Source organism: Streptomyces sp. XH2, from assembly GCF_049725035.1.
Taxonomy (GTDB): Bacteria; Actinomycetota; Actinomycetes; order Streptomycetales; family Streptomycetaceae; genus Streptomyces; species Streptomyces roseoverticillatus.
The window spans coordinates 16,798-29,816 of record NZ_JBMMMZ010000014.1 but is presented as its reverse complement, the minus strand read 5'-3'; the positions used below and the strand labels follow the sequence as shown (position 1 = coordinate 29,816).

Annotated in this window: 9 protein-coding genes; 8 read left to right on the top strand and 1 reads right to left on the bottom strand. The window is 72.9% G+C overall.

Annotated elements, in window-relative coordinates:
• Positions 1 to 65: 65 nt before the first annotated feature.
• Entirely contained in the window at positions 66 to 1,406 is a 1,341-nt protein-coding gene (locus ACOTKD_RS27240) for a cytochrome P450 (RefSeq protein WP_424891624.1), read from the bottom strand.
• A 297-nt stretch (positions 1,407 to 1,703) separates the two neighbouring features.
• On the opposite strand from ACOTKD_RS27240, the gene ACOTKD_RS27235 reads away from it, so the two are divergent.
• From ACOTKD_RS27235 to ACOTKD_RS27200, 8 genes are all read left to right on the top strand, one after another.
• Positions 1,704 to 2,777 (top strand): chitinase, encoded by a 1,074-nt coding sequence (locus ACOTKD_RS27235; RefSeq protein ID WP_424891623.1) that lies wholly within the window; start codon positions 1,704 to 1,706, stop codon positions 2,775 to 2,777.
• A 106-nt stretch (positions 2,778 to 2,883) separates the two neighbouring features.
• Positions 2,884 to 3,129, top strand: coding sequence for a hypothetical protein (locus ACOTKD_RS27230; protein ID WP_424891622.1), 246 nt, complete (start codon positions 2,884 to 2,886; stop codon positions 3,127 to 3,129).
• 139 nt (positions 3,130 to 3,268) lie between these two features.
• A complete protein-coding gene (locus tag ACOTKD_RS27225; RefSeq protein WP_424891621.1) occupies positions 3,269 to 6,259 on the top strand; it encodes an AfsR/SARP family transcriptional regulator in 2,991 nt (996 codons plus the stop codon).
• 424 nt (positions 6,260 to 6,683) lie between these two features.
• Complete coding sequence (locus tag ACOTKD_RS27220; protein ID WP_424891620.1) at positions 6,684 to 7,670, top strand: L-tyrosine/L-tryptophan isonitrile synthase family protein; 987 nt, start codon at positions 6,684 to 6,686, stop codon at positions 7,668 to 7,670.
• A gap of 45 nt (positions 7,671 to 7,715) precedes the next feature.
• Positions 7,716 to 8,597, top strand: coding sequence for a TauD/TfdA dioxygenase family protein (locus ACOTKD_RS27215; protein ID WP_424891619.1), 882 nt, complete (start codon positions 7,716 to 7,718; stop codon positions 8,595 to 8,597).
• A gap of 11 nt (positions 8,598 to 8,608) precedes the next feature.
• Positions 8,609 to 10,165, top strand: coding sequence for a 4-hydroxyphenylacetate 3-hydroxylase family protein (locus tag ACOTKD_RS27210; protein ID WP_424891618.1), 1,557 nt, complete (start codon positions 8,609 to 8,611; stop codon positions 10,163 to 10,165).
• Position 10,166: 1 nt separating this feature from the next.
• Positions 10,167 to 12,035, top strand: a complete 1,869-nt coding sequence (gene asnB, locus ACOTKD_RS27205; RefSeq protein WP_424891617.1) for an asparagine synthase (glutamine-hydrolyzing) — start codon at positions 10,167 to 10,169, stop codon at positions 12,033 to 12,035.
• Positions 12,035 to 13,009 carry a quinone oxidoreductase family protein gene (locus ACOTKD_RS27200; RefSeq protein ID WP_424891616.1) on the top strand — a complete coding sequence of 325 codons (975 nt, stop codon included), beginning with the start codon at positions 12,035 to 12,037 and terminating at the stop codon, positions 13,007 to 13,009. Before asnB ends, ACOTKD_RS27200 begins: the two co-directional genes overlap by 1 nt.
• The last annotated feature ends 10 nt before the right edge of the window (positions 13,010 to 13,019 follow it).

Below are 13,019 nucleotides of genomic sequence, written 5' to 3'. Positions count from 1 at the left end.
CGGCCGGCCCGATGCTGGTGGTACGTGGTTCCCCTCCCTGTGTCATGCCTGGTCATCCCTACTGGTCAAGCTTGGCGGGCGGTGACGCGCATCCGTAGCCCCCGGGGACTCAGCGTCGACTTCGCGAGGGGCCGGACGGGCCGGTCGGTGAGGCGGACCAGACGCCAGCGGGTGGTGAGGGTGACCAGGGCCAGGACGGCCTCGGCCATGGCGAAGCGGGCGCCTATGCATTTGCGGGCACCGGAACCGAAGGGAAGGTAGGCGGCGCGGTCGGGCGAGGTCCGGCGCCACCGGTCGGGGTCGAAGTGGTCCGGGGTCTCGTACAGGCCGGGCCGGCGGTGGATGAGATAGGGGCTGAAGGCGATCGCGGCGCCCGCGGGGAGACGGATCCCGCCGAGCTCGGTGTCCTCGGCCACGGTCCGGGTGACCAGCCAGGCCGGTGGGTACAGTCGCAAGGTCTCCATGATCACGTGGCGGGCCACCTCGAGGGCGGGCAGATCCGCGAACGTGGCCGTCGCGCCCCTCAGTACGCGGTCGGTCTCCGAGCCGAGCCGGATCTCGATGTCCGGGTGCTCGGCGAGGAGGTACAGCGCCCAGGCGAGCGTGTTGGAGGTGGTCTCCGTTCCGGCGAAGAAGAACGTGAGGATCTGATCGGTCAGTTCCTGGCCGGCGAATCCTTCCCGGCCGGCGGGATCCCCGGGGTCCTCGGTGCCCTGCAGAGATGACAGCAGGTCTCCGTGGTCGGCCGGGGCGCTGCGCCGGTCGGCCGTGACGCTGTCGATCGTGCGCCGGAGACGGGACCGGGCCCGGTCGTACCGCTGGTTCGCCATGCCCGGCAGCCGTTCGAGCACCGAGGGCCTGATCGCCCGCCAGAGAAGGGTGTCCATCAGTGCGTTGATGTCGGCGATGATCGTCTGTGCGGCTTCCGGAGAGAGCGCGGTGGTGAACATGGTCTCCACCGCGATCTGCGCCGTCAGCGCCATCATCTCGGTGGTGACGTCGATGACCTGGCCGTCGTGCCAGGACCGGGAGGCGGCCTCAGCCGAGGAGGTGAAGGCCGATGCGTAGTGGGGCAGCCGGCCGGGGTGGAAGGCCGGCTGGCAGAGGCGGCGCTGCCGCCGGTGCCGGCTGTGCGGGCAGGAGACCAGACCGTCACCCACCAACTCGCGTATGCGCTCGTACAGCGGCCCGCCCTTGTCGAATACGTCGTCCTCCAAGAGGGTCTGGCGGGTCAGCTCGGCATCGCACACCATGACGACCGAACGCGTGCCCAGGCGTAGCCGCACCAGTTCGCCGTGGGCGGGCAGCGACGACACGAATGCCAGGGGGTCACGGACGAGGGGAAGCGCATGGCCCAGGAACGGCAGCGATCCCGGCGCCAGCGGAATCGACGCAACCGTCTTCATGCCTACCCCTTCCGGGACGAGTTGCCGGGACGTAGGAGCCATCACCATGTTGTCCACCCCGCCCGGTCCGCCAATCCATGGTTGTGCGGTGCACGGAAGCACGTCCGGCGGACGGGGCGAGAGGAGGTGCGCCGCGCGGCTCCCGTGCGCGGCGGCGCAGCGAAGTGGAAGGGAACCCGGGGCAGCGGTGGCAACCGGCGGTTGCTGAGCACCGACTTGGTCCAGACCTATTGACGGCCGGGTGGGGCGGTTCTAGCGTTCGACTCCTTTCGAGGGTCCTCGCCGAGGGGGTCGGGCATGACCGGTCGGATGGCGCGTCTGCTGGGAGCCGGCCTGCTCGCGGCCGCCGCCCTCCTCGTACAGGCGCCGCAGGGCGTACTCGCGCAAGGGCGGGTGGAGGGCGCGCCCGCCGCCGACACCTGTCCCGTCAAGCCGCGGCCCGCGGGCATGGTGCTCCAGGGCTACTGGGAGAACTGGGACGGCGCGGCGAACGGCGTGCACCCGCCCTTCGGCTGGGTGCCGGTCACCGACTCCCGCATCCGCGACCACGGCTACAACGTGATCAACGCGGCGTTCCCCGTCATCCACCCGGACGGCACGGTCCTGTGGGAGGACGGCATGGACGCGACGGTGAAGGTCGCGACGCCGGCCGAGATGTGCCGGGCCAAGGCCGAAGGGGCCACGATCCTGATGTCGATCGGCGGAGCGGCGGCCGGCATCGACCTCGGATCCAGCACGGTCGCCGACCGGTTCGTGGAAACCGTCGTGCCGATCCTGAAGGCGTACAACTTCGACGGCATCGACATCGACATCGAGACCGGCCTCACCGGCAGCGGCAGCATCACCACGCTCTCGGCCTCGCAGGCCAACCTCATCCGCATCATCGACGGCGTGCTCGCCCGGATGCCCGCGGGCTTCGGCCTGACGATGGCGCCGGAGACGGCGTACGTCACCGGCGGCAGCGTGACGTACGGCTCGATCTGGGGCGCGTACCTGCCGATCGTGAAGAAGTACGCCGACAACGGCCGGCTCTGGTGGCTGAACATGCAGTACTACAACGGCAGTATGTACGGCTGCTCCGGCGACTCGTACTCCGCCGGCACGGTCAAGGGGTTCACTGCGCAGACCGACTGCCTCGACAAGGGGCTCGTCGTCCAGGGCACCACCATCCGCGTCCCCTACGACAAGCAGGTCCCGGGTCTGCCGGCGCAGCCCGGGGCCGGGGGCGGTTACATGTCCCCGGGCCTGGTGGCGCAGGCCTGGAACACCTACCGTGGCGCGCTGAAGGGGCTCATGACCTGGTCGGTCAACTGGGACGGCTCCAAGGGGTGGAGCTTCGGTGACAATGCGAAGGCCCTGCAAGGGCGATGAAGGGCGCGGGTGAGGTTGCGTCGTCCGGGGGCCGGCGGACAATGAAGGTGTCCGAGCCCTTCACGGGAAGCCGGCCGTGCGGTCGGCCCGGAGCGGGTGATGCGTGATGCCGTGCACCGACATACTGCGTGATCTTGTCAAGAAGCAGAACGCCGCGGCCCACCTCCTCGCGGAGGGCAAAGCGGTTGACGAGCGCATCGCGCAGCTGCAGGCCGCGAGTCAGGTCAACCAGGCTCAGATCGACGAGCTGAAGGCACGGCGCGCGGAGATCAGGCAGCGCCTCGAAGCGCTGCGCGAGGAAATAGCCGGGATTCACCAGGACTTCCAGGACTGCATAGCCGGGAACATGTGAGCCCTCGTCACGGCTGAAGCACGGCTCAAGCACGCGCAACCGGGGCCCGACGTAAGCGGAAGATCAAGCCCTGCACTACGCCTATGGTTGTCGGATTCGCCGATGTTCGAATCTTGCACAGCTGAAGGGCGGTCATGCGGTGGTGCAGACGCGTGTCGAGTTCAAGGTGCTGGGGCCCCTCGCGGCCGTCGCGGACGGCCGGGTCCTCCCGCTTGGGGGACCCAAGCAGCGGACCCTGCTCGCCATGCTGCTCGTCCACGCCAACACCGCCGTCTCCGGCGAGCGGCTGTGCGACGCCGTGTGGGGAGAGGCCCCGCCCGCTTCCGCACAGGCCAACATCCGCAGCTACGCCGCCGCCCTGCGCAAGATCCTCAGCCCGGCCGCCGGGCCGGGAGCCGGCCAGAGCCCCGGCGAGGAGCGGCTGAGCCAGGGCAACGGCGGCTACCGCCTGCGGGTGTTCCCCGGCGAGGCCGACCTGCACCGGTTCGAGGTCCTCGCCGCACGCGGCCGCACCGCCCTGGCCGCCGGTGAGCACCGTGCCGCGGCCGACGCCCTGGAGGAGGCGCTGGCGCTGTGGCGCGGCAGCCCGTTCGAAGGGGTGGCGCACCACGACGCCCTGCTCGGCGAGGTCGCCCGCCTGGAGGAGGCGCGGCTGACGGCCTTCGAGGACCACGCCGAGGCCCGCCTCGCCCTCGGCGAGCCCCGCGAACTGGTCGGCCCGCTGCGGGCGGAGACGGCCCGCTACCCGCTGCGCGAATCGCTGTGGGCCAAGCTGATGACCGCGCAGTACCGCAGCGACCAGCCGGGCGACGCCCTGCAGTCCTACGCCCTCGCCCGCACCGCCCTCCGCGACGAACTCGGCATCGACCCCGGCGACGCGTTGCGCAGACTCCACCAGGCGATCCTCACCAGGGACCCGGAGCTGGGCGCGCCGGCCGCCGCGGCGCCGCCCGCACGGCCGGCCGACGCCTGGCAGCCCACCGTCCAAGTGCCCTCCGACGACGCCGACTTCGTCGGCCGGAGCCGCCTGCTGGAGCGCGTCGCCGCCCTGATCGGGCCCTCCGCGAGACGGCCCGGCAGCACCACGCCCTGCGCCGTGCCCGTCGTGATCCTCACCGGGCTCCCCGGCGTCGGCAAGACCGCCCTGGCCACCCGGCTCGCCCACCACCTCCGGGCCGACTTCCCCGACGGCCGGCTCTTCCTGCACCTCGACGGCACCCGCGGCCCCCAGCGCACGCCCGGCGCGATCCTCGCCAACCTGCTGCTCAGCCTCGGCGTCCCCGGTTCCTCCATCCCCGAGGCGACCGAGGACCGGGCCGCGCTCTACCGCTCGCTGCTCGCCGACCGCAAGGTGCTCGTCCTCCTCGACGACGCCCGCGACGAGGCCCAGATCCGGATGCTGCTCCCCGGCACCCCGGGCAGCGCCGCCCTCGTCACCAGCAGGGCACGGCTCGCCGGCCTCACGGACGCGCACCTCATCGACGTCGACCCCTTCGACGACGAGGAGTCGCAGGACCTGCTGCGGCGCATCGTCGGCCCGCAGCGGCTCGCGGCGGAGCCCGAGGCGACCGGGCGGATCCTGGCCGCCTGCGCCGGCCTGCCCCTGGCGCTGCGCGTGGCCGCGGCGCGGCTCGCCGGCCGCCCCGACTGGCAGGTCCGCCGCCTGGCCGACCGGCTGGCCGACGAGCGCGGGGTGCTCGCCGAGCTCACCGTCGGCGACCTCGCCGTCCGCACGTGCGTCGCCGCCAGCTACCACGGCCTGGCCCCCGACGCCGCCCGCGCCTTCCGGGCCATCGGACTGCTCCCCGCACCGGAGTTCCCCGGCTGGGCCCTCGCCGCCGCCCTCGCCGACCCCACCGCCCCCGGCACCGGCCACGAACTCGCCGCCGACCGCGCCAGCGACGCGCTCATCGACGCCAACCTCGTACAGATCGAGTCCCTGACCGGAGCGCGGCAGCCCCGTTACCGCATGCACGACCTGCTGCACGCCTACGCCGCCGAGCGCGCCCTCGCCGACGAGCCGGAGTCGTGGCGGCGGGCCGCGGTCGCCCGGGTCCTGGACGGCTGGCTCGCCCGCGTCCGCGCCGCGGGCGACCAGCTCATCCGAAGAGGCACCGGCGGGCACGCCCCCGGCGCGGCGGGCGACCTCGTCGGCTGGCTGGAGAGCGAGCGCACGAGCCTGGTCACCGCGGTCGGCTTCGCCGCGGGCGCCGGCTACGGCCCGCAGACGGCCGGGCTCGCCGCCGCCCTGGAGGACGTCTGCCACCTGCGCAACTGGTGGGACGAGTGGGAGCACGTCGCCCGCGCCGCGCTCGACCGTGCCGCGGCCGACGGCGACCCCGTCGCCGTCGCGGTCGCCCAGGGCTCCCTGGCCCGGGCCAGCGCCGTCCGCGGGCGCGTGGACGACGCCCTGACCCGCTACGCAGGCGCCATCGCACAACTGGACGCGCTCGGCGAGCAGCACCACGCCGCCCGCCTGCGCATCCACCGCGGCTTCGCGATCGCCGACCGGGGCATGGCGGAGCTCGCCCACGACGACGCCTCCTCCGCGGCCGCCGTCATGAACCGGCTGGGCGACAAGCACGGCCACGTCATGGCCCTGCGCAGCCTGGGCTTCGCGCTCTCCTGCCAGGGGCGCGAGGCCGAGGCCGTCGCCGCGCTCGAACCGGCCGTGGCGACGGCCGAGCGCCTCGGCCACCCGCTCGCCCTCGCCGACGTCCTGCAACTCCTGGCCTGGGCCGAGATCGGCCACGGCCGCGCCGAACGGGCCGCCCGCCACCTGCACCGGGCCCTGGCCGAGTACCGGTCCCTGCGGCACCGGCCCGGCGAGGCGTACGCCCTGCTGGCCCTCGGCCGCATGCACGCCGAGCCCGGCAGCCCCGGCCAGGCCATGTGGGCCCTGGCCCCGCTCGGCCAGGCCGCGGCGATCTTCACCGAGCTCGGCGAACGGCGGGGCGAAGCGCTCACCGCCCTCTGGCTGGGCAGTGCCCACGCCGTGCTCGGCGACGCCGACCGCGCCGCGAGCCACCTCACGACCGCGCTGCACGGCTTCCGCAGCCTGCGCATGCCGTCCTGGGCCGAACGCGCCCGGCAGGAACTCGACCGCCTCCGGCGGAACGCCGGACGGTGACCCGCACCGCCCTCTGAGCGGGGGGGCGCGCCGGGCCGCGCAGGCAGGACGAGCCCGACCCCACCGGCCGGCAGCACCGTACGAGGGTGCTGGCCGCAACCCTCAGCTCCGGCCTGCCCGAAAGCCGGCAGCCGGGAAGCCGCTCCGGTCTGAGAGCCGCCCCGGCCCGAAAGCCGGGCCGCTGGGAAGTTGTCCCGGCCGGGAAGCCGCCCCGGCCTGAAAGTCGCCCCCGGCCCGAAAGCCAGCCCGCCGGGAAGTCGGCCCGCCTGAAAGCCGCCCCGGCCGGGAAGCCGGCCCAGCCCGAAGCCTGCCCGCCGCCCCGCGCAAGCCCCGTAGCCGCAGCCCGGAGGGCCTTGTGCGCTTCTCATGCGCCTTTCATGCGCCCGCCGAGCACGGTGGGACGCAGTCCACGAAGGGAGGCGCGGTGTCCGAACTGGCCGCACCCGATATCGACCTGGCCGCCGTAGAGGTCGTCCGAGAGGTCCTGTCCCACCAGCGCAGAATGCACGAGGGCGGATGCGCCGGACGGGTCTGCTTGCGCTGCGTACGGCACCACCTCGACGCGGTGCACGGCGCCATGCGGGACGGCCGGCGGATCGAATTCGTCCTGCCGGCCTTCCCGACGAAGTCCCCCAACCCGGCCAAGGTCCTCGGCCCCCTGCCCGACCTGGCCGAGGAGCTCGCGCTGCGGTTCCTCAACGAGCTGTGCGAGCGCATCAGCGAGGTGTACGCACCCGGAGCGGCCATCCTGATCTGCTCCGACGGAAGGGTCTTCAACGACCTGCTGGGCGTGCCCGACGAGGACGTCACCGCCTACGCACAGGCCCTCGACGCCATGATCACCAGGATCGGCGCCGACCGGCTCGAACAGTTCAGCCTGGACGACGTCTACAGCGGCGCCGGCCACGAGGACATGCGCACCATGCTCTCCGCCGGCTACGCCCCCGCGCTGGAAGAGCTGCGCGAGGAGGTGCGCGGCGGAGGCGCCCCGCTCGCCATGTACCGCGGCATCACCCGCTTCATGCTGGAGGACCTGTCCGGCCCCGCCTGGACCGGCACCCGCTCCGCCCTGCAGCGCAAGTGCCGCGACCTCGCCTACCGCGTCATCCAGCGCAGCCGGGCCTGGGGAAACCTCCTCGACCAGCTCTTCCCCACGGCCGTCCGCCTGTCGATCCACCCGCAGCCCTGCAGCACGGACAAGATCGGCATCCTGCTCGCCGACACCCCGGACACCTGGCTGACGCCCTGGCACAGCGTCGCGGTCGAGACCGGAGGCCGCTTCACGCTCATGAAGCGCGCGGAAGCCGAGGCGGCGGGCGCCCGGCTCGTCCACGCCCACGGGCGCCCCAGCCACTACGTCCTGGAGCAGGCGGGCACGACCCGCGGCCCGTGGAACCGGGCCTGTGCCTGAACACCGGGCGAACCGCCCGTCCCCCCCACACGAAAGAGGCACCCCATGACCGCTGACCACACGGAGACGGACCCGGCCGTCGGCATCCTCACCGACCTCCGCTACGACGTCGCCCCGATCACCCCCTTCGGGCTGGCGATACGGGCCGTCGAGCCCGGCCTGCGCGTCGAGGACATCCCCGTCGCACCGCTGCGCTCCCTCGTCCGCGAGCACCACGTCGTGCTGCTCCGCGGCTTCGGCGCCTTCGCCGGCCCGGACGAGCTCTCCGCCTACTGCGAGCGCTGGGGGCGGCCGAGCGTCTGGCCCTTCGGGACCGTGCTCGAACTCGTCGAGAAGGAACAGCCCGAGGACCACATCTTCGACTCCAGCTACATGCCCATGCACTGGGACGGCATGTACCGCGAGCAGATCCCCGAGTTCCAGGTGTTCCAGTGCGTGCACGCCCCCGGAGAGGGCAACGGCGGCGAGACCACGTTCTCCCACACGACCGCCGTTCTGGAGCGCACCGACCCGGAGACCGTCGCCCGCTGGTCGCAGGTCACCGGCACCTACCAGCGCACGATGGAGTTCTACGACAGCGTCACCGTCTCGCCGGTCGTGACCGCCCACCCCGTCCACGGCGCGCCCGTCATCCGCTACAACGAACCCACCGCCGCCGACGACGACGGCTTCGTCAACCACCCCGACCTGCGCTTCACCGGCCTGCCCGACGACGAGATCGCCGAGGTCCACCGCAGCCTGCGCGCTGCGCTGTACGACCCCGCGCACCTGTACGCCCACGTCTGGGAGACGGGCGACCTGGTCGTCACCGACAACTACACGCTGCTGCACGGCCGCAACGCCTTCACCAGCGGCGCCCCGCGCCACCTGCGCCGCGTCCAGGTGCTCGGCACGCCGCCGCTCGACAACCCGGGGCTGGTCCGATGACCCACGAACCGATGGCACACGATCCGGTGACTCCCGATCCGGTGACCCACGATCCGATGGCCCACGACAACCGCCTCATGACGGGCGACGACTACCTGGAGAGCCTGCGCGACGGCCGGCAGGTCTACGTCGGCGGCGAGCGCGTCAAGGACGTCACCCGCCACCCCGCCTTCCGCAACTCCGCACTGTCGGTGGCCCGCCTCTACGACGCCCTGCACGACCCGGCGACCGCCGGTGTCCTGACCGGTACCGACGAGCCGACGGGCATCCGCACGCACAAGTTCTTCAAGCCCAGCCGGTCGGCCGCCGAGCTCGTCGAGGCCCGCGAGGCCATCGCCACGTGGGCGCGGATGAGCTACGGATTCCTCGGCCGCACCCCCGAGTACAAGGCGTCCTTCATGGCGGGCCTCGGCGTCAACGCGGACTACTACGGCCCGTACGCCGCCAACGCCGCCGCCTGGTACCGCGAGTTCGCGAGCAAGGCCCTGTACCTCAACCACGTCATCATCAACCCGCCCGTGGACCGCAAGCGCGCGATCCACGACATGGAGGACGTGTTCGTGCACGCCGTGCGCGAGACCGACGCCGGGGTCGTGGTCAGCGGCGCGAAGATGCTGGCGACGGGCTCGGCGATCACCAACGCGGGCTTCGTCGCCCCGGTCGGCTCGGCGGCCCTCGCCCCCGGCAAGGCCGAGGCCTTCGCCCTCGTCTTCTTCGTCCGCATGGACAACCCGGGCGTCAAGCTCGTCTGCCGCACGCCCTACGCGGGGGCCGCCGGCAGCCCCTTCGACGCCCCGCTCAGCAGCCGCTTCGACGAGAACGACAGCGTGCTCCTGCTCGACGAGGCACTGATCCCCTGGGAGGACGTCCTCGTCTACCGCGACATCGAGCGCGCCACCGGCTTCTACGCCACGTCCGGCTTCCCCAACCTCTACAACTTCCAGTCCGGCATCCGCCTGAGCGTCAAGCTGGAACTCATGGCCGGGCTCCTCTCCCGGGGCACCAAGGCCAACGGAACCGACGCCTTCCGCGGCGTCCAGGCCGCCGTCGGCGAGGTCGTCACCATGCGCGACATGGTGTGGGCGCTTACCTCGGCCATGGCGTACGACCCGGAGCCGGGCAGCGGCGGGACGGTCGTACCGCGCCTGGAGCACGCCTCCGCCATGCGCATGTACAACGCCCAGGTGTGGGACCGCGTCCACGAGCTGTTCGAGACCACCCTCGGCGGCGCGCCCCTCGCCGTGCCCTCCAGCGCCCGCGACCTCGCCAACCCCGAACTGCGGCCGCTCATCGACCGCTTCTACCGCGGCGCCGACGGCTCCGCCCACGACCGGATCAAACTGCTGAAGCTGGTCTGGGACGCGATCGGCACCGAGTTCGGCGGCCGGCACGAGCTCTACGAGCGCAACTACTCCGGCAACGGCGAACAGGTCCGCCTCGACGCGCTGCGCTGGGCCACGGGGCGCGGCAGCCTCGCCCGCTACGAAGCGCTCGTGCAGCAGTGCCTCGACGACTACGACCTCGACGGCTGGCGCCGGGGACCCTGGACCGGAAGCGAGGACGCCTGACATGTGCGGCATCACCGGATGGGTCGACTTCACCCGCGACCTGACCACCGAGCACCCGGCCGTCCGGGCCATGACCGACACGCTCGCCGCCCGCGGGCCCGACGCCGGCGGCGTATGGCTGGACACCCACGCCGCCCTGGGGCACCGGCGGCTGGCCGTCATCGACCTGGAGCACGGCGCGCAGCCGATGCGCACCCCGGAAACGGGCCGCGGAGACCGGCCGCGCGCCGTCATCTCGTACGGCGGCGAGATCTACAACTTCCGCGAGCTGCGCGAGGAACTCGTCTTGCTCGGGCACCGGTTCGCGACCCGCAGCGACACCGAGGTGGCGCTCCGCGCCTACCTGCAGTGGGGCACGGACTTCGTCCACCGCCTCAACGGCATGTACTCCATCGCCATCTGGGACACCGTCCGCGAAGAGCTGCTGCTCGTCCGCGACCGGCTGGGCGTCAAGCCGCTCTACTACCACCCGGTGCCCGGCGGCCTGCTCTTCGGCTCCGAGCCCAAGGCGATCCTCGCCAACCCCCTGGCGCGCGCCGAAGCCGGGGCGGAGGAGCTCTGCGACGCCCTGCTCTTCCTGCGCACCCCCGGACGCGTGCCCTTCCGCGGCATGCGCGAGGTCAGGCCCGGCCACCTCGTGCGGGCCGGCCGCGACGGCATCAAGGAGGAGCGCTACTGGGCGCTGGAGGCCCGCCCGCACACCGACGACCTGCCCACCACCGTGACCCGCGTCCGCGAGCTGCTCGACGACATCGTCCCCCGGCAGATGACCGCGGACGTCCCCCTCGTCTCGCTGCTGTCCGGCGGCCTCGACTCCAGCACGGTGACCGCGCTGGCGGCACGGTCCCGCGCCGCCGGCGGCGAGCGCCTCACCACCTTCTCCGTCGACTTCACCGGCCACACGGAGAACTTCCGCGCCGATGCCATCCGGCCCACGCCCGACGGCCCGTACGCCCTCGAAGTCGCCCGGCACGCCGGCACCGAGCACCACGCGATCGTCCTCGACCGCGCCCGGCTCCTCGACCCGGCCGTGCGCCGCACCGTCCTCGGCGCCTGGGACCTGCCGTTCAACTTCGCCGACCTCGACGTCTCGCTGTACCTGCTCTTCGCCGCCGTCCGGCAGCACGCCACGGTCGCGCTGTCCGGCGAGGGCGCCGACGAGGTCTTCGGCGGCTACCTGTGGTTCTCCGACCCGGAGGCGCGCCGCGCCGAGACCTTCCCCTGGCTCAAACTGGGCGCCCACCGGGGCCTCGACCCGCGGTCGCTGTTCCACCCGTGGTTCGTGGACGGCATCGACCTCGCGGAGTACGAGGCCGACCTCTACCGGACCGCCGTGGCCGAAGTGCCGCGCCTGGAGGGCGAGAGCGCCGGGGACCGGCGGACCCGCGAGCTCGGCCACCTCACCCTCACCCGCTGGCTGCCCATCCTCCTCGACAAGAAGGACCGCATGGGCATGGCGAGCGGCCTGGAGGGCCGGGTGCCGTTCTGCGACCACCGCCTCGTCGAATACGTCTTCAACATCCCCTGGGAGATGAAGACCTTCAGCGGCCGGGAGAAGGCGCTGCTGCGCGCGGCCGCCTCCGACCTGCTGCCGGAGTCGGTGCTGCGCCGCAAGAAGGCCGCCTACCCGTCCATCCAGGACCCCGCCTACGACCGGTCCCTCATCACCGGCCTGGCCGCCGCGGCGGGCGACGGGGACGCACCGCTCCACCCGTTCCTCGACGGCGGCGCGGTGCGGCGGATGACGACCAGGACGGCGACCGGCAGCCTGTCCGAGTTCGAGCGGATCCTCGTGGAGTCCACGGTCCGGCTGGACGACTGGCTGCGCACGTACGGCGTCGAGCTGACCGATGTGAAGGGAGCGCACTGATGCACGCGATCGAGATCCGGGAGACCGGCGGGCCCGAGGTCCAGCTCTACGTCGAGAAGCCCGGCCCCGGGCAGCCCGGCGAGGGACGGATCCTCGTCGAACTCGCCGCGGCCGGAGTCAACTTCATCGACCTGTACCGGCGCGAGGGACGCTATCCGCTGCCCGTGCCCTGCGTGCCCGGCGAGGAGGGCTCCGGCGTCGTCCTCGCCACCGGCCCCGGCGTCACCCGCTTCAAGACCGGTGACCGGGTCGCCTGGACGACCGTGCTCGGCAGCTACGCCGAGCGGGTCCTCGTGCCCGAGGACAAGGCCATCGCCGTGCCCGACGGCATCGACCTGCGGACGGCCGGCGGGGTGCTCGTCCATGGGATGACCGCCCACTTCCTCGCCCACGACTCCTACCCGGCCCGCGCGGGCGAGACCGTGCTCGTGCACGCCGCCGCCGGCGGTGTGGGCCTCCTGCTCACCCAGATGCTGGCGCGGCGCGGCGTCCGCGTCATCGGCACGGTCTCCACCGAGGAGAAGGAACGCACCGCCCGCGCCAACGGCTGCGACGAGGTCATCCGCTACACGGAGACGGACGACCTGGCCGCCGAGGTCCGCGCGCTCACCGGCGGGGAAGGCGTCCACGCGGTCTACGACGGCGTGGGCGCGGCCACCTTCGACGCGAGCCTGGCCTCGCTGCGCACGCGCGGCACGCTGGTCCTCTTCGGCGGCGCGAGCGGCGCGGTGCCGCCCGTCGACGTGATGCGGCTGCTGTGGGGCGGCTCGCTCACCCTGACCCGGCCCTATCTGGAGCACTTCCGGGCCACCGTCGAGGAGTTCGAGACGCGGGCGGGCGAGGTGTTCGGGGGCCTGCTCGACGGGACGCTCACGTTCACCGTCGCCGGGACGTACCCCCTCGCCGAGGCGCACCGCGCGCACACCGACCTGGCCTCCCGCGCCACGTCCGGAAAGCTCCTCCTCGTCCCGTAAAGGAGACCCG